At 69.7% G+C, this 20655-nt stretch carries 18 protein-coding genes; 13 read left to right on the top strand and 5 right to left on the bottom strand.

The features are described 5' to 3' along the window. The first annotated feature begins 25 nt into the window (after window positions 1–25). A complete protein-coding gene (gene pta, locus BOX37_RS31115; protein WP_071930724.1) occupies window positions 26–2104 on the top strand; it encodes a phosphate acetyltransferase in 2079 nt (692 codons plus the stop codon). Then, the gene (locus BOX37_RS31110; protein ID WP_071930723.1) at window positions 2101–3300 is read left to right on the top strand and encodes an acetate kinase; all 1200 of its coding nucleotides are present in this window, start codon (window positions 2101–2103) and stop codon (window positions 3298–3300) included. Before pta ends, BOX37_RS31110 begins: the two co-directional genes overlap by 4 nt. Window positions 3301–3315: 15 nt before the next feature. Here BOX37_RS31110 and BOX37_RS31105 read toward each other — a convergent pair whose 3' ends face one another. Genes BOX37_RS31105 through BOX37_RS31095 form a run of 3 tightly spaced genes read right to left on the bottom strand, consistent with a single transcriptional unit; the run spans window position 3316 to window position 8510 of the window. Then, entirely contained in the window at window positions 3316–6078 is a 2763-nt protein-coding gene (locus BOX37_RS31105) for a serine/threonine-protein kinase PknG (RefSeq protein WP_240505122.1), read from the bottom strand. A 3-nt stretch (window positions 6079–6081) separates the two neighbouring features. Further along, a complete protein-coding gene (locus tag BOX37_RS31100; protein ID WP_071930722.1) occupies window positions 6082–7041 on the bottom strand; it encodes a glutamate ABC transporter substrate-binding protein in 960 nt (319 codons plus the stop codon). Then, window positions 7038–8510 (bottom strand): hypothetical protein, encoded by a 1473-nt coding sequence (locus tag BOX37_RS31095; RefSeq protein WP_240505121.1) that lies wholly within the window; start codon window positions 8508–8510, stop codon window positions 7038–7040. Before BOX37_RS31095 ends, BOX37_RS31100 begins: the two co-directional genes overlap by 4 nt. Window positions 8511–8638: 128 nt before the next feature. Between BOX37_RS31095 and BOX37_RS31090 the strand changes: the two genes are divergently transcribed. After that, window positions 8639–9280: an NUDIX domain-containing protein gene (locus BOX37_RS31090; RefSeq protein WP_084760417.1), complete on the top strand. Its 642-nt coding sequence runs from the start codon at window positions 8639–8641 to the stop codon at window positions 9278–9280. A gap of 200 nt (window positions 9281–9480) precedes the next feature. On the opposite strand, the gene thiE is transcribed toward BOX37_RS31090, so the two are convergent. Next, window positions 9481–10188: a thiamine phosphate synthase gene (gene thiE, locus BOX37_RS31085; protein WP_071930721.1), complete on the bottom strand. Its 708-nt coding sequence runs from the start codon at window positions 10186–10188 to the stop codon at window positions 9481–9483. Between the two features lie 79 nt (window positions 10189–10267). On the opposite strand from thiE, the gene thiO reads away from it, so the two are divergent. The 6 genes from thiO to BOX37_RS31055 all read left to right on the top strand — a co-directional run bounded on the left by thiO (window position 10268) and on the right by BOX37_RS31055 (window position 15197). Then, entirely contained in the window at window positions 10268–11356 is a 1089-nt protein-coding gene (gene thiO, locus BOX37_RS31080) for a glycine oxidase ThiO (protein WP_071930720.1), read from the top strand. Next, entirely contained in the window at window positions 11353–11568 is a 216-nt protein-coding gene (gene thiS, locus BOX37_RS31075; RefSeq protein ID WP_071930719.1) for a sulfur carrier protein ThiS, read from the top strand. Before thiO ends, thiS begins: the two co-directional genes overlap by 4 nt. Beyond that, on the top strand, window positions 11561–12316 hold the full coding sequence (thiG, locus tag BOX37_RS31070; protein ID WP_071930718.1) for a thiazole synthase: 756 nt from the start codon (window positions 11561–11563) through the stop codon (window positions 12314–12316). The genes thiS and thiG overlap by 8 nt, the downstream gene beginning before the upstream one ends. 93 nt (window positions 12317–12409) lie before the next feature. Beyond that, on the top strand, window positions 12410–13342 hold the full coding sequence (locus BOX37_RS31065; RefSeq protein ID WP_071930717.1) for an ATP-binding cassette domain-containing protein: 933 nt from the start codon (window positions 12410–12412) through the stop codon (window positions 13340–13342). Beyond that, a complete protein-coding gene (locus BOX37_RS31060; protein ID WP_071930716.1) occupies window positions 13342–14097 on the top strand; it encodes an ABC-2 transporter permease in 756 nt (251 codons plus the stop codon). Before BOX37_RS31065 ends, BOX37_RS31060 begins: the two co-directional genes overlap by 1 nt. 236 nt (window positions 14098–14333) lie before the next feature. Beyond that, window positions 14334–15197 carry an adenylate/guanylate cyclase domain-containing protein gene (locus BOX37_RS31055; RefSeq protein WP_420811642.1) on the top strand — a complete coding sequence of 288 codons (864 nt, stop codon included), beginning with the start codon at window positions 14334–14336 and terminating at the stop codon, window positions 15195–15197. A gap of 4 nt (window positions 15198–15201) precedes the next feature. Here the strand turns inward: BOX37_RS31055 and BOX37_RS34495 are convergent, their stop codons facing one another. Next, complete coding sequence (locus BOX37_RS34495; RefSeq protein ID WP_156910637.1) at window positions 15202–15414, bottom strand: hypothetical protein; 213 nt, start codon at window positions 15412–15414, stop codon at window positions 15202–15204. A 62-nt stretch (window positions 15415–15476) separates the two neighbouring features. Between BOX37_RS34495 and BOX37_RS31050 the strand changes: the two genes are divergently transcribed. From BOX37_RS31050 to BOX37_RS31035, 4 genes are all read left to right on the top strand, one after another. Next, window positions 15477–16046, top strand: coding sequence for a carboxymuconolactone decarboxylase family protein (locus tag BOX37_RS31050; protein ID WP_071930715.1), 570 nt, complete (start codon window positions 15477–15479; stop codon window positions 16044–16046). Between the two features lie 65 nt (window positions 16047–16111). Then, window positions 16112–17827, top strand: a complete 1716-nt coding sequence (locus BOX37_RS31045; RefSeq protein WP_071930714.1) for an acyclic terpene utilization AtuA family protein — start codon at window positions 16112–16114, stop codon at window positions 17825–17827. Between the two features lie 73 nt (window positions 17828–17900). Further along, window positions 17901–19052, top strand: a complete 1152-nt coding sequence (locus BOX37_RS31040; protein WP_071930713.1) for an acyl-CoA dehydrogenase family protein — start codon at window positions 17901–17903, stop codon at window positions 19050–19052. Next, window positions 19049–20647, top strand: a complete 1599-nt coding sequence (locus tag BOX37_RS31035; RefSeq protein WP_071930712.1) for an acyl-CoA carboxylase subunit beta — start codon at window positions 19049–19051, stop codon at window positions 20645–20647. The genes BOX37_RS31040 and BOX37_RS31035 overlap by 4 nt, the downstream gene beginning before the upstream one ends. Window positions 20648–20655: the final 8 nt, after the last annotated feature.

The raw sequence follows: 20655 nt of genomic DNA, 5'->3' as shown, positions 1-20655 counted from the left end.
CCGTCGATTCACTAAGCTCGCGGGCATGGTCGAACAAGCACCGTCCACCGTGTACATCGCGTCGCCGGAAGGGGACACCGGAAAATCTACGGTGGCACTCGGTGTCGTACAGATGCTGTGCGCGACCACAGCACGGGTTGGCGTGTTCCGCCCGATCACCCGTTCTGCCGGGAAACCCGATTACATCCTCGAGCTTCTGCTCGAGCACAGCACCGCCGACATCAGCTACGAGCAGGCACTCGGTGTCACCTACGAGGACGTGCACCGCGACCCCGACGCCGCGATCAGCGATATCGTGATGCGCTTCCACGACGTGGCCAAGGCCTGTGACGCGGTGGTGATCGTCGGCAGCGACTACACCGACGTCGGGAGCCCGAGCGAGCTGCGCTACAACGCCCGCATCGCGGCGAATCTCGGCGCCCCGGTGTTACTCGTGGTGCGCGGCGCCGACCGCGCACCCGCCGAGGTCAAACAACTGGTGGAACTGTGTGCCACCGAACTCGGGGCCGAGCACGCGCACCTGGTCGCGGTGGTCGCCAACCGCTGCGCGCCCGACGAGCTCGACGAGATCGGGTCCGCCCTCGGCGCGTTCGACGTGCCGTCGTGGACGCTGCCCGAGGTGCCGCTGCTGATGGCGCCGACCATGGGTGAGCTGTGCGAGGCCATCGACGGTGAGATCTACAGCGGCGATCCGGAACTGCTCCAGCGCGAGGCGTTGAAGATCATGGTCGGCGGGATGACCGCCGAGCACATTCTCGAGCGCCTGTCCGACGGCGTCGTCGTCATCGCGCCGGGCGACCGCTCCGACGTGCTGCTCGGCATGGTCAATGCCCATGAGGCGGCGGGCTTTCCGTCGCTGGCGGGCATCATCATGAACGGCGGCATCCGCCCGCACCCGGCCATCGCGCGCCTGATGGAGGGCCTGCACCCGAAGCTGCCGATCCTCACCACCGAGCTGGGCACCTACGACACCGCCCGCGCCGTGCACCGCACCCGCGGCCGGATGTGGGCGGGCAGCCCGCTCAAGGTCGACACCGCGCTCGCGCTGATGGAACAGCGGGTCGACGCGCCGGAGTTGCTGAAGCGCATCCAGGTGCCGCCGTCGAGCGTGGTGACCCCGCAGATGTTCGAATACCAGCTGATCGAACGCGCCCGCGGCGACCGCAAGCGCATCGTGCTGCCCGAGGGCGACGACGACCGCATCCTGCGCGCGGCGGGCCGGGTCCTGCAGCGCAAGATCGCCGACCTCACGATCCTGGGCGAGGAGACCTCCGTGCGAGCGCGGGCGGCCGAACTCGGCGTCGACATCGGCGCCGCGCAGGTGCTCGACCCGCGCACCTCCGGCTACCTCGACGAATTCGCCGCCGAGTACACCGAACTGCGCAAGCACAAGGGGATGACGCTCGAGCGGGCCCGCGAAACCATGGCCGACATCTCGTATTTCGGCACCATGATGGTCTACAAGGGGATCGCCGACGGCATGGTCTCCGGTGCCGCGCACACCACCGCGCACACGATCCGGCCCTCGTTCGAGATCATCAAGACCGTGCCGGGTGTCTCGACGGTGTCGAGCGTGTTCCTGATGTGCCTGGCCGACCGGGTGCTCGCCTACGGCGACTGCGCGGTGGTGCCCGACCCGAGTTCGGAGCAGCTGGCCGACATCGCGGTGTCCTCGGCGGGCACGGCGGCCCGCTTCGGCATCGATCCCAAGGTGGCGATGCTGTCGTACTCGACCGGGGCGTCGGGCACCGGCGCCGATGTCGACAAGGTGCGCACCGCCACCGACCTGGTGCGCGAGCGCGCGCCGGAGCTTCCGGTGGAGGGCCCGATCCAGTACGACGCGGCGATCGAGCCCACGGTCGCCAGCGCGAAACTGCCCGAATCGCTGGTCGCCGGGCGCGCGACGGTGTTCATCTTCCCCGACCTCAATACCGGCAACAACACCTACAAGGCGGTGCAGCGCAGCGCTGGTGCGGTGGCGATCGGTCCGGTGCTGCAGGGTCTGCGCAAGCCGGTCAACGACCTGTCTCGTGGCGCGCTGGTCGCCGACATCGTGAACACCGTGGCGATCACCGCCATCCAGGCACAGGGGGATGAGAAGTGAGTGACCTGGTTCTGGTTCTGAACAGCGGTTCCTCGTCGATCAAATACCAACTGCTGCACGCTGATACGGCCGAAGTGCTGGCCTCGGGGCTGGTCGAGAAGATCGGCGAGACCCAGGGCGGGCGGATCACCCACGAGTGCGGTGACCGCGAACTCGTGCACGACGGGCCGATTCCGGATCACCGGGCCGGGCTGCGGCAAGCGTTCGAGATGTTCCGCGAGACCGGCCTGGACCTGACCACGGTCGGTGTCGGCGCGGTCGGGCACCGGGTGGTGCACGGCGGCGAGGTCTTCTGGGAGCCGACGCTGATCACCGACGACGTCGTGCGCACGATCCGCGAGCTGTCTGTGCTCGCGCCGCTGCACAATCCGGCCAATGTGATCGGCATCGAGTCCACCCGGGAACTGCTGCCCGGCATCCCGCAGGTGGCGGTGTTCGACACCGGCTTCTTCCACAGCCTGCCCGAAGCGGCGCGAACCTACGCGATCGACGCGAAAGTCGCTGCTGCGCACGGTATTCGCAAGTACGGATTCCACGGCACCTCGCACCAGTACGTCTCGGAGAAGGCCGCGGAGTTCCTCGGTCGGCCGAGTAGCGAGCTGAACCAGATCGTCTTCCACCTCGGCAACGGCGCCTCGGCCTCGGCCATCGCGGGCGGCGTGGCCATCGACACCACCATGGGCCTGACCCCGTTGGAGGGTCTGGTGATGGGAACCCGGCCCGGCGACCTCGACCCGGGGATCATGCCGCACCTCATCCATGTCGCCGGACTGGACCTGAAGCAGGTCGAGCAGCTGCTCAACCGCGATTCCGGGATCAAGGGGCTGTCCGGGGTGAACGATTTCCGGGAGTTGCAGCAGCTCATCGACGGTGGTGACGCGGCGGCCGAGCTGGCCTACGACGTCTACATCCACCGCCTGCGCCGCTACCTCGGCGCCTACCTGGTGGAGCTCGGCGCCGTCGACGACATCGTGTTCACCGCCGGTGTCGGCGAGAACAGCGCCGCCGTGCGCGCCGACGCGCTCGCCGGCCTGAGCGGCTTCGGCATCGAGATCGATCCGGCGCGCAACGAGACCAGAGCTCCCGGCGTCCGCCGCATCTCGCCCGACGGCGCGCGGGTCGCGGTACTCGTCGTCCCGACCAACGAAGAACTCGCGATCGCCAGGGCCGCGAACGACTTGGTCACCGCGAGCTGAGTCATCGGCGCAGATTCAGAACCAGGACTGGGGGCGTAGGGAATTGGCGAGGTCGACCAGGGCGTAGCGGTGGGCTCGGTCGGGGGCGGTGCGGGCGAGGGTGCGCAGGCCGGATTCGGTGCCCTCGCGCAGGTCCCGCTCGTCGAAGGGGCGGCCGAACAGCTTGGCGTCTGTGCGTTTCGGTGTGTTGCCTGCCTGGAGCCAGGCCAGTGCAGTGCCCTGGACGAGGGTGCGCATGAGGATGGCGCGGTTCTCGCCGCGCGGGACAGCTTGGGCGCGGGAGGCGGCGAGGCGGAGGAGTTGCTCGTCCAGCGCGCCGACGGGAGCGCTCGTGAGCAGGAGCAGGATCGCCGTGGTCTGGGCGGTGGTGCAGTGCCGGGACGCGGCGGGGACGTCGTCGAGCGCGTGCACCGCCTCGCCGACGCGGCCCGCCACCGCCAGCTGCCTGGCCAGACCGAACGCCGCGCTCACCACGGCGCGGTCGGTGCGCCAGACGGTGTCGTAGTAGCGCTCGGCGAAGGCGCGCCACTGTTCGGGCTCGTCGGTGTCCCAGTGCTGCAGAATCAGTTCCGCGGTGGCGGCCAGCGCCAGCTTGGGCGCGATCTCACCGGGCAGCACCCGCAGCACCGCCTCGAAGGCGGCGAAGGCCGCTTCGTAGTCGAGTTCGAGCAGGTGCGCCTGGCCGGCGAACCAGTCGGCGCGCCAATCGGATGCGGTGGTCGATCGGTCGAGCAGGTGTAGCACCGCGGCGGATTCGCCCAGCTCGAGCCGGGCGCGCGCCTCGGCGAAGAGTAGTTCGGCCGCCAGCGTCTCCGGGGCGTTGTCGGGATCGGCCTCGGCGCGTTCGCGTGCGTCGTGCAACGCCTCGAGCACGCGCTCGGGCTCGGGGTTGGCGGTGGCGGCCAACAGCGGCGCGGAGGGGTCGGCCGGATCGATCAGCGGAAGCGGCAGTGCGGCGACCACGGTGGTGGGGTCGAGCAGGGGAGAGCGGCCGGTGCCGTCGCGGTAGGCGTCGGTCTGGCTGATCAGTTCCTCGGTGCCGAAGCTGGTGCGCTGGGGACTGAAGACGGTGGACAGCTGGGGATGTTCGGTGCCGGTGTCGTCGGCCAGGATCTCGCGCAGCACCCCGGCCAGCTGGGCCGACATGGCGCGTGCCGTCGGAAAGCGCAGGGCCGGATCGTGTTCGGTGGCGGTGAGCAGGAAACGGTGGAAGAACTCGTATCGGGCCAGCAGCGGTTCGTCGGCGGGGTCGGGGATGCCGTCGAGGTAGCGGCCGTGCTGGCTGGGCAGGTGCAGCGTGAGCGCCGCCAGGGTCCGGCCGACGGTGTAGATGTCGGAGGCGGGGGTCGGACCGGTTCTGGCGATCTCTGGTGCCTGGAAGCCCTTGGTGCCGTAGAGATTTCCGTACGCGTCGATGGTGGCCACCGCGCCGAGGTCGATCAGCTTCACCTGGTCCTCGGTGACCATCACGTTGTCGGGTTTGAGGTCGTTGTAGGTGAGGCCGATCGAGTGCAGGTGCTCGAGCGCGGGCAGGACCTCCAGCACGTAGGCGATCGCCTCGGTGAGTGGCATGCGTTCACCGCGCGGCCGGGCGTCGAGGATGTCGCGCAGGGAATGTCCGCCGACGTACTCCATGACGATGTAGCCGATGCTCGACCCGTCGCCCGCCGTGTGCTCGACGAAGTTGTGGATCTTGACGATGCTGGGATGCGCCACCTCGGCCAGGAACTGGCGCTCGGCCATCGCCACGGCCTGCGCCTCGGCGTCACCGGCGTGCAGCAGGCCTTTGAGCACCACCCATCGGTCGCTGACATTGCGGTCGATCGCCAGGTAGATCCAGCCGAGCCCGCCGTGGGCGATGCAGCCCTGGATCTCGTACTGCCCGGCGACCATGTCGCCCTCGTGCAGCGAGGGCCGGAAATCGTAGGCCGCACCACAGGTTTCGCATTCGCCCGCGCTCGCCGCGGCGTACGCGGGGGTCGAGCGCCCCACCGGATTGCCACAGCGCCAGCAGAAGCGCTTGCCCTCCGAGACCACCGGGTCCCGCAGTACCGCCGCCCGCGGATCGGCGGGAGTGACGGTGGGGATCGGCACCAGCCCCGCGCCGAGCCTGCGGGTTGGCCGCGATCGTGCTGTGCGCACGCTGCGTCCGGACCGTGCGGTGCCCGTGCTGCTCTGCGGTGCGGAATGCCAGGTGTCCCCGGTCGATTCGGTGTCCGCGGGACTCGCCTGGGTATCCGGCGGCTCGGTGGAGCGAGGGGCCGCCTCGGTCGGCGCGAACGCGGCGGGGTGCACGCCGGGCGGGGTAGCGCGTTCGGTGACCGGGTGCACTTGCGCGGGTTCACCCGCTCGATGGCTGAGTTCCGTGGCGCCGTGCTCACCGGCGGAGCGTCGACTGAGTTCGGTGGCCGCGTGTTCCCCGGCGGGCGGCGTGCGCGCCGCGATCTCGGCGGCGGTGAGGGTGGGGAGCGGCCGGGTCTCGTCGCCGGCGGGGTCGGGCGGCAGGGTCCAGCCGCCCGGGAGCGTGCCCGGCTTCGGCCGCTGCGTGATCGTTGTCGGTTCCCACCGACCCGGTTCGGACTGTGCCCGATCACGGAGTGCGGGGTCGGGTCGACCGGATCGCTTCGGGTCCGGGTCGCGTCGCGCAGGGTGCGATGAGTCGGGTCGTTCGGGGTAGTGGCCGGTCGGGTCGAGCGGGGACGGGGCGCTCGATGCCAGATCCTTGTCGGCCGGATCATGCTGCGCTGGTTCACCATTCGATGGCTGCGTCGTTGGCATGGATCAGTCCTGGTACTTCGGCGCGGGGGGCGTCGGTGCCGGATCGAGGGTGGACAGCCAGCGGTTGTGGATGCGGACCCAGGTGCCGTCGTCGCGGATGCGGTCGAGGGTGGCGTTCACATAGCGGACCAGGTCATCGTCGCCTTTGGGGATGCCGATGCCGTAGGGCTCGGAGCTGATGGACCCGCCGACCACCTCGGTGTAGGGGTCCTGGGCGGCCAGCCCGGCCAGGATCGAGTCGTCGGTGCTCACCGCGTCGACCTGCCGCTGCTGCAGCACCACCAGGCAATCGGCCCAGGTCGGCACGGTCAGGATGGTGGCGGCGGGCTGGTCACGGCGGATGTGGTCGAGCGAGGTGGTGCCGCGCACCACGCACACCCGCTTGCCCGCCAGATCGGCCAGGCCGTCGATACCGGAGTTCTTCATCGCCAGCACCCGCTGATCGGCCCGCAGATAGACGGTCGAGAACGCGACCCGCTCGCGCCGCTCGCAGGTGATCGTCATGGTCTTGGCGATCAGGTCGACGGTGCGGTTGATCAACGCGGGCTCGCGCTCTTCCGAAGCCAGACTGCGGTATTCGATCAGATCGGGATTGCCGAGGAGATCGCGGGCGATCTCGCGGGCGATGTCGGCGTCGAAGCCGACGATGCGCCCGGTCAGCGGGTCACGGAAGCTGAACAGGTTGCTGCCCGCGTCGAGCCCGACGATCAGCCTTCCGCGCGCCCGGATCGCCTCGACGGTCGGCCCACCGGCGGTACTCGGCCGCAAGCTGGCGGTGGGATCGCCGCACTGCTGGTCGCCGGCGACGGGCACGGGGGTATCGGTGCCGATCGGAATCGCCCCGGCGGGCAAGGGCGGTTCGGAATAGATGCCGCGCTCGATGGGTTCGGTCGTGCCGTCGGAGCAGCCGAGCAGTCCGGTGCACACCAGTACCAGCGCCGCGAGGACGCGCCCGCGCCTCACCGGTACTCCCGCAATCGCGGCCACAGGCCGAGCCCGACGCACACGGCCGCCGCGATGCCCAGCGCGAAGGCGCCGGGAGCGAGGAAGGCGAGAACGTCGATGGCCTGGGAAACCTTGGACCGCAATGTGTTCCGCGTTGCCACACCGGCCTCGCCGAGGGCCCGGTCGAGCGCGGTCACCTGGGCGGCGGAATCGGCCGCGCCCGGCCCGGTGGCGACGGCGGCGGCACCGGCGAAATCGCCGCGGTCCAGGGTGTCGTTCATCCGCTGATGCGCCGACTGCCAGCGGGCGAGCGCCGCACGCGCCGCGGCGACCTGGTCGCGAGCCGGTGCGTTGTCGGAGTACCCGTCGAGCAGTTCGGTGAGCCGGGTGGTGTTCACGTCGAAGGTGCGGTCGTAGTCGCCGGAGGCATCGCGGCGCACCAGCTTCACCATCTCCGCCGACCTGGCCTGCTGTACCAGGATCCGGCTCTCGGCCAGCCGGGCCGCGGGGACGACGCCCTGGTCGCGACCGCGGATCATCGATATCGCCGACACCGAACCCGCCGCCACCGTCCACAGCAGCGTCAGCGCCAGCGCGGTGGTGCCCAGCAGCAGGCCCATGTTGAACACCCGCCGCGATCGGCGCGCGAGCTCCACCTGGACCCAGATCAGCGCCGCCAGCGCCAGCACGAGCAACACGATCGCGGTCCACGGTGGTTGCACGTGCCGGTGCTGGGCCGCGGTGACCGCGTCGAACCGGTGGTTCTCCAGCTCCTCGGCCATCGGCAGCAGGGAGGTCTGCATCTGGTGCGAGGCTTCGCTGAGATAGGCCGCGCCGACCGGGTAGCCGTTGCGATTGTTGGCCCGCGCGGTCTCGATCAGTCCGGTGTAGACCGGCAGGCCGGTGGCGATGCCGGTGCGCAGCTGCCGATCGGTGGCCGGGTCCCGGTCGGTGGCGGTGTCGCCCGCTTGGGTCACCAGCTCGGCCGCGGCCTCGCCGATGGCCTGGGTGTAGCGGTCGCGCACGGCGGCGGGTTCGAGGCCGCCCGCGATGAAGGCGGTGCCCGCGGCGGCGTCGGCGATGGACAACGACGTGTAGAGGTGGTTGGCCGAGTGCGCGTCGGGTTCGGTGTCGTCGAGCAGTACGCCGAGAGCTTGCTGGCGATCGCTGACGATCGTGGAAGTCACCGCGCCCGTGGCCACACACAGCGCGATGAGCACCAGTCCGGCGGCGACCAGACGGCCCGGCGACGACTGCGCGAACCCGCGCAACCGGGCCGGGGCGAACTGCGCGCGCAACGCTTTGACGTCGGGAGCGGGTGGTCGGTCCACGACGATCGCCGGTCGGCGCAACGGCATACGACGCCCGGTCAGCGGTTTGGCCGCGATCGGATCAGTGGCGTCAACACCCGTGCTGGCCTGCGACGACGGGCGCGGACGCACGGCGGCCACCTCGGTCGAGGCGTCGCGGTTTCCCAGTTCGCCCATCGTTCACCTCCCCGTGCTTTCCGCGCACTCGTACTGGTGCGGAGTTTATTGTGGTCCTACCGGTGGCGCAGCCCCTCAGACACCCCCGAGACGGTTGCTGTCCGGCTGCTCGGAGGAAAGAGTATTGGATGCGCGGTGACGGAGACGGGTGGTCGAAGAGCCCGGACGGTGTTCGGCACTGGGGCAGGTTCGGTGCGGCGGGGCTGCTGCTGCGCGCGCCGCTGCCGAGCGGTGGGTCGGCGGTGCTGTTGCAGCATCGGGCGCTGTGGAGTCATCAGGGCGGTACCTGGGCGCTGCCCGGTGGCGCCAGGGACTCACACGAGACGGCCGAGCACGCCGCGGTCAGAGAGGCCGAGGAGGAGGCGGGTATCACCGCGGCCGCCCTGCGCGTGCGCGCCCAACGGCTGACGATGACCGCGCCCAGCGGCTGGACCTACACCACGGTGGTGGCCGATGCCGAGCGCCCGCTGGCGACGGTGGCCAACAGGGAGAGCTGCGAGCTGGCCTGGGTGCCCGAGGACGAGGTCGCCGATCTGCCACTGCACCCGGGGTTCGCGCTGTCGTGGGTCGGCCTGCGCGCGGTGCCGCTGCGCGTGCGCATCGAGGCCGATCACGAGGAGCTGACCGCGGCGCTGCCACGCACCGTCGACCTCGCCGACCAGGGGTTCTACTGGCTGCACACGTTGGCCGACGGGCCAGGCGCCGAGGTGGTCGTCGACGCCGAACGGCACGACGGACTGAGCGTGCGCCGGGCGGACCTGCTGGCCTGAGCAGCGTCTTGCATCGACCTGTCATCGATGCCCGAACTGGGGCCGACGACCGCAGGGCCAACGTCGGCAAGCGGCTCAGCGCCGCCATGCTGTCGTTCTTCCGGTTACGCACTGCCCCGAGCCGCGCCCTGCGCCGTACCGGGCAGCTGTTCCTGCGCCGAGGTGGTCTGGACTGTCCGGCCCAGCGAGTCGGACCGAGGTCAGCGCGGATCCGCCCCGGCGAGTAGCGCCTCTTTGAGCTCGCGCGCAGCGGCCTCCGGGTCGGCGGCCTCGGTGATCGCGCGCACCACCACGACGCGGCGCGCACCAGCGGCGAGCACCTCGGGCAGGCGTTCGGCGTCGATCCCGCCGATGGCGAACCAGGGCAGCGTCGGGTGGGCGTCGGCGGTGGAGCGGACCAGATCGACCCCGGCCGCCGGACGGCCCGGCTTGGTCGGGGTGGTCCAGATCGGGCCGGTGCAGAAGTAGTCGAGGTGGCCGTCGATCGCGGCCAGGCCCGCCTGGTTGCGGTTGTGGGTCGAGCGGCCGAGCACCACATCGGGGCCGAGGATGCGCCGCGCGTAGGCGGGCGGCAGATCACCCTGGCCGAGGTGGAGGACATCGGCGCCCGCGGCCAGCGCGATGTCGGCGCGGTCGTTCACCGCGAGCAACGCACCGTGGCGACGGGTCGCGGCCTTGATCTCGGCCAGCGCGCCGAGCTCGGCCTTCGCCTCGAGCGGACCGAACTCGGCCTCGCCGGGCGAACCCTTGTCGCGGAGCTGGACGATGTCGACACCACCCGCGAGCGCGGCATCGACGAACCTGGCCAGATCGCCCTTGTCCCGGCGCGCGTCGGTGCACAGATACAGCAGCGCGGTCGACAGGCGCTCCCGGGGCGGGACGGAACGATTCGGATGGGAGGGCTGCACGGTGTCGACGGTAGTCGCGCTACCGTGGAGACGCGAACGCCATGGCGGTCGACAGGCGGAAAAGGACAGGTGGAACGTGATGCGAACTCTGGCGGTCGTTGGCGGCGGCGCCGTCGGACTCGCCGTCGCGTGGCGTGCCGCCGAGGCGGGCTGGACGGTCACCGTGTTCGATCCGGCACCCGGTTCCGGCGCTTCCTTCGTCGCCGGTGGCATGCTCGCGCCGCTGTCGGAGGGCTGGCCCGGTGAGGAGCGGGTGCTCGCCTTCGGCGCGGCCGCGCTGGCTGAGTGGCCCGCCTTCGCCGAACAGTTGCGCGCGATATCGGGCGAGTCGGTGTTCGTCGCCGACGAAACCCTGACCGTCGCGCTCGATGGCGCCGATGCCGCCGATCTGCGCACGGTCGCGCAGTGGCTGGCCGGGTTCGGTCACGATCTGCGGGTGCTCGATCGCGCCGGCGTGCGTGCGCTGGAACCGGCGCTGGCCCGCACCGTCCGCGCCGGATTGCTGGCCACCACCGAACCGGCGATCGACAACCGGCGGGTGCTGCGCGCCCTCGACGCTGCCTGTGTCGCATCGGGTGTCGAGATTCGCGCCGAAGCTGTTGTCGCACTGGATGATCTGCCGCACGATCGCGTCGTGCTCGCCGCGGGTGCCCGTTCCGCCGAGCTGTGGCCGGGGCTGCCGGTGCGACCGGTGAAGGGCGAGATCCTCCGGCTGCGCCACCGGCCGGGCGTGAGCGCGCCGCCGAGCCGGGTGATCCGGGCTCGGGTGCACGGCAGGCAGGTGTACATGGTGCCGCGCGCGGACGGAATCGTCGTCGGCGCAACACAATACGAAGCCGGTTTCGACACCACGGTCACCGTCGGCGGGGTTCGCGACCTGATCGCCGACGCCGAGACCGTGCTGCCCGGGATCGGCGAATACGAACTGGCCGAGGCGAGCGCGGGCTCACGACCAGCCACCCCCGACAACCTGCCGCTGCTCGGCCCGCTCGACGACCGGGTCGTCGCGGCCACCGGCCACGGCCGCAACGGCATGCTGACCCTCGCGCTCACCGCCGTCACCGTCGCGCGGCTGCTCGACGGCGTCGTCCCCGACTACGCCGAAGCCGCTTCGCCCCAACGCTTTTCGACGTCCGCGCTGTCGTCTTCCCCAGGAGGAGTCCGATGACCTCGACCATCCCGATCGGTGTCACCGTCAACGGTGTCGACCACGAGTTCGCCGAGCCGCTCAGCGTTCGTGAACTGCTGACCCGGCTCGAATTGCCGTGCCAGGGGGTGGCGTTGGCGGTCGACGGCGCGGTCTTCCCGAAGTCGCGCTGGGACGAGCCGGTCGCGCGCGGCTGGACCATCGAGGTGCTGACGGCGGTCCAGGGTGGCTGAGCCGCTGCGCATCGCCGACGCCGAGTTCGGCTCGCGCCTGATCATGGGCACCGGCGGCGCCGAGAACCTCGCCGTGCTCGAACAGGCGCTGGTCGCCTCGGGCACCGAGCTCACCACCGTCGCGATGCGCCGGGTCGACGCGGCGGGTGGCACCGGCGTGCTCGATCTGCTGAAGCGCCTCGACATCACCCCGCTGCCCAACACCGCGGGCTGCCGGACCGCCGCCGAGGCGGTGCTCACCGCGCGCCTGGCCCGCGAGGCGCTGGAGACGCACTGGGTCAAGCTCGAGGTGATCGCCGACGAACGCACCCTGCTGCCCGATCCGATCGAACTGCTCGACGCGGCCGAACAGCTGGTCGACGACGGATTCGTCGTCCTGCCCTACACCACCGACGATCCGGTGCTGGCCCGTCGGCTCGAGGACGCGGGCTGTGCCGCGGTCATGCCGCTCGGCGCGCCCATCGGTACCGGCCTCGGCATCGGCAACCCGCACAACATCGAGATGATCGTGGCCGCCGCCGGTGTCCCGGTGATCCTCGACGCGGGCATCGGCACCGCGAGCGATGCCGCCCTGGCCATGGAACTGGGCTGCTCGGCAGTCCTGCTGGCTACCGCGGTGACCAGGGCCCGCGAGCCCGAACTCATGGCCGAGGCGATGGCCGCCGCCGTGCGGGCCGGATACCTGGCCAGGCAGGCCGGACGCATTCCCAAGCGCTTCTGGGCTCAGGCGTCGTCCCCGGGCCGCTAGTCCGGTCTCGGGGTCGGGTCATCCTCGAGGATGACCCGACTCGCTACCTCACGGCGACGCGCTCGTGACCGAACATGCGGCAAGCTGGAACGCATGATCGAGCTGAAGGGCCTGACGAAGCAATTCGGCCAGACCGTCGCGGTGCAGGACCTCTCGTTCACCGTCCATCCAGGACAGGTGACCGGGTTCCTCGGCCCCAACGGTGCGGGCAAATCGACCACCATGCGGATGATCCTCGGATTGGATCAGCCCACCTCGGGCACGGCGCTGATCGATGGCAAGCGCTATGACGAGCTCGAGCGACCGCTCACCCAGGTAGGCGCGTTGCTCGATGCCAAATGGGTGCATCCGAACCGTTCGGCGCGCGCCCATCTCGAATGGCTCGCGGCGTCCAACGACCTGCCGAAATCGCGGGTCGAGGAGGTGCTGCGACTCGTCGGTCTCTCCGAGGTGGCGAGCAAGAACGCGGGCGGGTTCTCCCTCGGCATGTCCCAGCGGCTCGGCCTGGCCGGGGCGCTGCTCGGTGACCCGAAGGTGTTGCTGTTCGACGAGCCGGTCAACGGCCTCGACCCCGAGGGCATCCTCTGGATCCGCCGCTTCATGCAGCGGCTGGCCGGTGAGGGACGCACGGTGCTCGTGTCGAGCCACCTGCTCTCGGAGATGGCCCAGACCGCCGAGCACCTGATCGTGATCGGCCGGGGTCAGCTCATCGCCGACACCACCACCAAGGACTTCATCGACCGCGCGTCCGAGCAGTCGGTCCGGGTCCGCAGTCCTCAGCTCGACCAGCTGCGCAGTCTGCTCACCTCGCACGGCATGACCGTGCGCGAGGAGGGCGATGCCGCGCTGATCGTGGCGGGCGTGACCAGCGACGAGGTCGGCAAGGTGGCGGGAACCAACAGCGTCACGCTCTACGAGCTGGCACCACAGCAGGCCTCCCTCGAGGAGGCGTTCATGCGAATGACCGGCGGCGCGGTGGAATACCACGGCGCGGGCGTCGACCAGGTGATGGGAGGTGCGCTCTGATGGGAGTGCTCGCCGCGGAACGAATCAAGCTCACCTCGACCCGTTCGCCCTGGTGGTGCTCGGCGGTCGTGATCGCGCTCGGTATCGGCCTGGCCGTACTGATGGCGTTGATCACCAACATCGACGCCGAGCCAGGGCAGGGGCCGCCGCCGCTCACCCCCGGCCTGGCCGCCTCCGGCGTGACCGGATTCGGCGTGATGGTGCTGATGATCATGGCCGCGCTCACGGTGACCAGCGAATATCGCTTCGGCGTGATCCGGGCCAGCTTCCTCGCGGTGCCGAATAGGTCGAAGGTGATCGTGTCCAAGGCCGGTCTGGTCGGCGTGTACGCGGCGCTGCTGACCGGTGTGCTGGCGCTGGCCGCCTTCGTGGTGGCCAAGCTGATCGTCGGTGACGAGGCCCCTGGTCTGGTGCTCGAGGGCAACTGGCGCGAGATCTACAGCATTCCGATCTATGCCCTGCTCGGGGTGATGCTGGCGATCGGTATCGGTGTACTGGTCCGTCAGTCGGCCGCGGCCATCTCGCTGATCGTGCTGTGGCCGCTGCTCATCGAGGGTCTGCTCGGCGCGTTCGGCAGTTTCGGCCGGGCGGTCACCCCGTTCCTGCCGTTCGCCAACATGAACCGGTTCATGACCGTCGACGACGTCTCCGGCAATTGGCACTGGGGCGTGTGGGGCAGCCTGATCTACTTCGCCGCCTTCGTGGCGATCGTGTTCGCCGGCGCGCTCGTGGTGGTCAACCGCCGCGACGCCTGACCGAACTTGCCCGGGTTGCCCTCGCAAGAGCCCGGGTTGCCAGGGCGTGACCTTGTCGGGAGGTCACAGCCCGGAAGCCTCCGGCGTCCGCTGCCCGGACGCCGGAGGCTCCTGCTTTTCGTAGGCGCCGGAATCTGGCCGGCGTCGCGGGGAGGCGGATCGGCTACCCTCGTGACGTGAGTGAAACGCCTTCTGGCGGGAGGGATCCGCGGCGACGCGACGTCGCGGCGGAGGTGGTGATTCCGTTGGAGCCGATCGTTGGTGAACGGGACGACCGCGCATCCGATGATGCCGAACCGCGCCCCGGTCGTCGGCGGGTTCAGCTCTCGTCGAAACTGCAGGCGGCCAACCGGCGCGCCGATGTGATCGGTGCCCTGCGCAAGGCCCGCCAGCAGCTGCCCGGTGACCCCGCTTTCGGCGATCCGCTGTCGGTCTCGGGCCCCGGTGGCGCCCGCGCGGTGGCCAGGGCCGCGGACAAGATCGCCGGTGGCGCGCCCAGCGCGGCCAGGGAGATCGGTTTCGGCGCGCTGCAGGTCTGGCAGGCGGCGCTGGAGCGGGTCGGGCGCGGGCGCGGGTCCGAACCGGTGACCATCGTGTTCACCGATCTGGTGGCGTTCTCCAGCTGGTCGCTCGCGGCGGGCGACGAGCGCACGCTGACCCTGCTGCGGCAGGTCGCCAAGGCCATCGAGCCGCCGATCGCCGAGCGGGGCGGTCAGGTGGTCAAACGCATGGGCGACGGCCTGATGGCGGTGTTCTCCTCGCCGGACCGCGCCGTGCGCGCCGCGCTGGCGGCCCGCCGCAACCTCGCCGAGGTGGAGGTCGACGGCTATCGCCCGCGCATGCGGGTCGGCCTGCACACCGGCACCCCGCGCGAGATCGGTGGCGACTGGCTCGGCGTGGACGTCAACATCGCCGCCAGGATGATGGAGGCGGGCGGCAACGGCAACACGATGCTGTCGAGCACCACCCTGGCCGCGCTGCGCCCGGAGACCCTCGCCGAACTCGGCGTCACCGTCAAGCCGTACAAACGCAACTTCTGGGCGGCCCCGCTCAACGGCGTCCCCGAGGACGTTCGGATCTACAAGCTCAGCACCACCTGACCTACTACAGCCAGAGCACCGCACCGAGGGCGGCGAGCCCGGCGGCGACGAGCAGGGCGATCGACATCTGCCGGTTGGTCTTCCAGGTCGTGAAGGCCCCGCCCAGCAGGAACCCGGTGAGGGCGAACATCAGGATCACGGCGGTCGAGGACGACATGGTGGCTTCTCTTTCGTTGTGGGCGCGGGCGGGCTCCATGCTGTCATGGCGATCTGTCACAAATCGCGGGTGGCCGGTGTCTACAGGGGTGAAACCATCCGACACGACTCCTAGGAGCAGCGATGACCCCCCGAATCCCCCCAGCCGAGATCAACGGCCTGTTCGGCGCCGTCGTGAAGAAGATGAGCGCGCGCATGTTCGGCAAGGTCCCTGAGTCGTTGGGCGTGATGTGGCACAACCAGCAGGTCTTGAAGACCTCGATGGGCTTCGGTCGCAAGATGCAGAAATGGGACAGCTGTGACGAGGCGCTGAAGTCGTATGCCCACATGGCGGTCGCGTCGCTGGTCGGCTGCACCTGGTGCCTGGACTTCAACTACTTCATGGCCAACAACCACGGCCTCGACATGGACAAGGCGCAGCAGATCCCGCGCTGGCGCGAGTCGGCGGTGTTCACACCGCTCGAGCGGGACGTGCTCGAGTTCGCCGAGGCGATGAGCCAGACCCCGCTGACGGTGACCGACGAGCTGGTCGCCCGCCTGCTCGACCAGCTCGGTGCCGCTGCCGTGGTCGAGCTGGGGAGTGTGATCGGGTTCGCGAACATGACCACTCGTGGCAACGTGGCGCTCGGCATCGAGTCGGAGGGCTTCGCCGCCTCGTGTGGCCTGCGGCCGATGGCCGAGCGGTCACAGTAGCGTCGAGGGCGATTAACAAGCACGCATGCTTGCTTTTTTTCTGAACCGATGTGATCCTGGGGTGCATGAGTGCACTCTCCGCTGATCCGGACCTGATCAGGATCGGCAACTGCTCCGGGTTCTACGGTGATCGCCTCGGCGCCATGCGCGAGATGCTCGAGGGTGGTCAGCTCGACGTGCTCACCGGCGACTACCTCGCCGAGCTGACCATGCTGATCCTGGGCCGCGACCGGATGAAGGACCCCAGCCTCGGTTACGCCAAGACGTTCGTGAAGCAGATCGAGGACTGTCTCGGTCTCGCGCTCGAGCAGAACGTGCAGATCGTCACCAACGCCGGGGGCCTGAATCCGGCCGGGCTGGCCGAGCGGCTGCGCAAGGTCGCCGCCGACCTCGGCCTGGACGCCAAGATCGCCCACGTCGAGGGCGACGACCTGGTGGGCCGGGCCGCCGAACTCGACCTCGGCCAGCCGCTCACCGCCAACGCCTACCTCGGCGCCTGGGGCATCGTGGAGTGCCTGAACTCCGGCGCCGACATCGTCGTCACCGGCCGGGTCACCGACGCCTCGGTGATCGTCGGCCCGGCCGCGGCCCACTTCGGCTGGGCCCGAACCGATTACGACGCGCTCGCCGGTGCCGTGGTCGCCGGTCACGTGATCGAGTGCAGCACGCAGGCGACCGGCGGCAACTTCGCCTTCTTCACCGAACTCGGTGACATCGGCCGCCCCGGCTTCCCGATCGCCGAGATCCGCCGCGACGGGTCCAGCGTCATCACCAAGCACGACGGCACCGGCGGCGCGGTCACCGCCGACACGGTCGAAGCCCAGCTCATGTACGAGATCCAGGGCGCCCGCTACGCCGGACCCGACGTCACCACCCGGCTCGACAGCATCACCGTCAGCCAGGAGGGCAAGGACCGGGTGCTGATCAGCGGCGTGACCGGGGAAGCCCCGCCGCCCCAGCTCAAGGTCTCACTGAACACCCTCGGCGGTTTCCGCAACGAGATGGAGTTCATCCTCACCGGTCTCGACATCGAGGCCAAGGCCGCGCTGGCCCAGCGTCAGCTGGAAGCCTGGCTGCCGGTCAAGCCCGCCGAACTCAGCTGGACGCTGGCACGCCTGGACCGCCCCGACGCCGACACCGAGGAACAAGCCAGCGCGCTGCTGCGCTGTGTGGTGCGCGATCCCGATCCGAACAAGGTCGGCCGCGGGTTCTCCAGTGTCGCTGTGGAACTCGCGCTGGCGAGCTACCCGGGCGCGAGCTTCACCACCCTGCCCGGCAACGGTGCGCCCTACGGCGTGTTCACCCCCGGCTTCGTCGACGCGCACGAGGTGCCCCACGTCGCGGTGCTGGCCGACGGCACCCGCCTCGACATCGCGCCCGCCACGGAAACCGTTGTGCTCGAACCGGTTTCCGAACCGGAGTTGCCCGCGGCCCTGCCGCCTTCCGAGACCCGCCGAGTCCCGCTCGGCTCGATCGCTCTTGCCCGCAGCGGCGACAAGGGCGGGGACGCCAACATCGGCGTCTGGGTGCGCACCGACCAGCAATGGCGGTGGTTGGTGCACACCCTCACAGTCGAGAAGCTGCGGGAACTGCTGCCCGAGACGGCCGAACTCACCGTCACCCGCCACGTGCTGCCCAATCTGCGCGCGGTCAACTTCATCATCTCCGGCCTGCTCGGCAAGGGCGTCGCCTACCAGGCGCGTTTCGACCCGCAGGCCAAGGGGCTCGGCGAATGGCTGCGCTCCCGCCACCTCGATCTGCCGACGGAGCTGCTCGCGTGAACGGTCAGCGCCCGGAGGCGGTAGCGGAGCGTGACCACGCAGGGCGCCCGTGCACGCGACAGGAGACAACAGCATGACCTCTGTTTGGGAAACACCGGAGCGAAAAGAGCTGCGTGCCACCGTGCGCGGGTTCGTCGAGCGGGAGATCCTGCCCGATCTCGACAGCTGGGAGCGCGAAGGCCTGATCCCGCGTGAACTGCACAAGAAGGCGGGCGAACTCGGCCTGCTGGGCATCGAGTTCCCCGAATTCGCCGGCGGCGAAGGGGGTTCGCCGATCGATGGTGTCGTGCTGAGTGAGGAATTGCACTACGCGGGCGCCTCGGGCGGCCTGTGGGCCTCGCTGTTCACCTGCGGAATCTCGTTGCCGCACATCATCGCCTCGGGCAACCAAGACCAGATCGACAAGTGGGTCAAGCCGACCCTGGCCGGTGACCTGATCGGCTCGCTGGCCATCACCGAGCCCGGCGGCGGCTCCGATGTCGGCCACCTCACCACCTCCGCGGTGCGCGATGGCGACGACTTCGTCATCAACGGCGCCAAGACCTTCATCACCTCGGCCTGCCGTGCCGACTTCATCGTCACCGCGGTGCGCACCGGCGGGCCGGGCGCGGCAGGCGTCTCGCTGGTCATCGTGCCGACCGACACGCCGGGCTTCGAGGTGACCCGCAAGCTCGAGAAGATGGGCTGGCTGGCCTCCGACACCGGTGAGCTCTCGTACACCGATGTGCGGGTGCCTGTTTCGAACCTGGTCGGCGCCGAGAACTCCGGCTTCGCCCAGATCGCCAACGCGTTCGTCAGCGAGCGGGTCGGCCTCGCCGTGCAGGCGTACTCGATGGCCCAGCGCGCCCTCGACCTCACCCTCGAGTGGACCCGCAACCGTGAGACCTTCGGCCGTCCGCTGATCAGCCGCCAGTCGGTCCAGATGACGCTGACCGAGATGGCCCGGCGCGTCGACCTCGCCCGCGTCTACACCCGCTCGCTGGTCGAGCGCGTCGAGAACGGCGAACAGGGCCTGATCGCCGAGGTCTGCTTCGCCAAGAACACCGCCGTCGAAACCGTGGAATGGGTGGCCAACCAGGCCGTTCAGTTGCACGGCGGGATGGGCTACATGCGCGAGTCCGAGGTGGAGCGCATCTACCGCGACATCCGCATCATCGGCATCGGTGGCGGCACCAACGAGATCCTGACCATGCTGGCGTCGAAAGTATTGGGGTACCAGTCGTGACGACCTTCCGTTCCGCGCTCGACACCGCCTCGCCCGAGTACGGCGCGGCCGCCGAGGCGATGTCGACCAAGCTCGCCGAGATCGAGGACGAATTCGCCAAGGCCATCGCCGGTGGCGGGCCCGAGAAGGTGGCCCGGCATCACAAGCGCGGCAAGCTGACCGCGCGTGAGCGCATCGAGTTGCTGCTGGACGAGGACTCGCCGTTCCTGGAGCTGTGCCCGCTCGCGGCATGGGGCAGCGACTTCCACGTCGGCGCGTCGACGATCGCCGGGATCGGAATCGTCGAGGGGGTCGAGTGCATGATCGTCGCGCCGGATCCCACCGTGCGTGGTGGCACCTCCAACCCGTGGACGCTGCGCAAGACGTTGCGGATCAACGACATCGTGCGGGAGAACCGGCTACCGGTGATCTCGCTGGTCGAGTCCGGCGGCGCTGATCTGCCGACGCAGAAGGAAGTCTTCATTCCTGGTGGCGCGATGTTCCGCGACCTGACCCAGGCATCGGCCGCCGGAATCCCCACCATCTCCCTGGTTTTCGGCAACTCGACCGCCGGTGGTGCCTACATCCCCGGTATGTCCGACTACGTGGTGATGGTCAAGGAGGGCGCGAAGGTCTTCCTGGCCGGCCCGCCGCTGGTGAAGATGGCCACCGGCGAGGACTCCGACGACGAGACTCTCGGTGGCGCCGAGATGCACGCCCGCACATCGGGTCTGGCCGACTACATGGCCGCCGACGAGCAGGACGCCATTCGCCTCGGTCGCGGTATCGTGCGCCGTCTGAACTGGAAGAAGCAGGGCCCCGAGCCGCGTGCGGAGGTGATCTCGCCGCTCTACGATCCCGAGGAACTGCTCGGCATCGTGCCCTCGGATCTGAAGATCCCGTTCGACCCGCGCGAGGTGATCGCCCGCGTTGTCGACGGCTCCGACTTCGATGAGTTCAAGCCGCTCTACGGTTCGAGCCTGGTCACCGGGTGGGCCGAGATCAACGGCTTCCCGATCGGCATCCTGGCCAACGCACGCGGCGTGCTGTTCTCCGAGGAATCGCAGAAGGCCACCCAGTTCATCCAGCTGGCCAACAAGAAGAACACCCCACTGCTGTTCCTGCACAACACCACCGGCTACATGGTCGGCAGGGAGTACGAGCACGGCGGCATCATCAAGCACGGCGCGATGATGATCAACGCGGTCGCCAACTCCAAGGTGCCACACATCTCGCTGCTGATGGGCGCCTCCTATGGCGCCGGGCACTACGGCATGTGCGGACGGGCGTTCAATCCGCGCTTCCTGTTCGCCTGGCCGAGCGCGAAATCCGCCGTGATGGGCGGCGCGCAGCTCGGTGGTGTGCTCACCATCGTGCAGCGCGGCGCGGCCGAAGCCAAGGGCCTGCCCTTCGACGAGGAGGCGGCGGCCGGTCTGGCGGCGATGGTGGAAGCGCAGATCGAAGCCGAGGCGATGCCGATGTTCTTGTCGGGCAGGCTGTTCGACGACGGCATCATCGACCCCCGAGATACCCGAACCGTGCTGGGGATGGCTTTGTCGGCCATTCACAACGCACCGATCCAGGGCGCCGAGGGCTTCGGCGTCTTCCGAATGTGAGGCGCGAC

Source organism: Nocardia mangyaensis, from assembly GCF_001886715.1.
Taxonomy (GTDB): Bacteria; Actinomycetota; Actinomycetes; order Mycobacteriales; family Mycobacteriaceae; genus Nocardia; species Nocardia mangyaensis.
The sequence above is the reverse complement of the archived record's forward strand: the minus strand, read 5'-3'. Positions and strand labels throughout refer to the sequence as shown.

Bases quoted from the DNA above. Each gene is read 5' to 3' on its own strand.
- BOX37_RS31065 (WP_071930717.1), top strand. From the start codon at position 12,410: ATGATCGAGCTGAAGGGCCTGACGAAGCAATTCGGCCAGACCGTCGCG.
- BOX37_RS31090 (WP_084760417.1), top strand. From the start codon at position 8,639: ATGCGCGGTGACGGAGACGGGTGGTCGAAGAGCCCGGACGGTGTTCGG.
- BOX37_RS31045 (WP_071930714.1), top strand. From the start codon at position 16,112: ATGAGTGCACTCTCCGCTGATCCGGACCTGATCAGGATCGGCAACTGC.
- BOX37_RS31040 (WP_071930713.1), top strand. From the start codon at position 17,901: ATGACCTCTGTTTGGGAAACACCGGAGCGAAAAGAGCTGCGTGCCACC.
- BOX37_RS31050 (WP_071930715.1), top strand. From the start codon at position 15,477: ATGACCCCCCGAATCCCCCCAGCCGAGATCAACGGCCTGTTCGGCGCC.
- thiS (WP_071930719.1), top strand. From the start codon at position 11,353: ATGACCTCGACCATCCCGATCGGTGTCACCGTCAACGGTGTCGACCAC.
- pta (WP_071930724.1), top strand. From the start codon at position 26: ATGGTCGAACAAGCACCGTCCACCGTGTACATCGCGTCGCCGGAAGGG.
- BOX37_RS31095 (WP_240505121.1), bottom strand. From the start codon at position 8,510: ATGGGCGAACTGGGAAACCGCGACGCCTCGACCGAGGTGGCCGCCGTG.
- thiO (WP_071930720.1), top strand. From the start codon at position 10,268: ATGCGAACTCTGGCGGTCGTTGGCGGCGGCGCCGTCGGACTCGCCGTC.
- BOX37_RS31105 (WP_240505122.1), bottom strand. From the start codon at position 6,078: ATGCCAACGACGCAGCCATCGAATGGTGAACCAGCGCAGCATGATCCG.
- BOX37_RS31060 (WP_071930716.1), top strand. From the start codon at position 13,342: ATGGGAGTGCTCGCCGCGGAACGAATCAAGCTCACCTCGACCCGTTCG.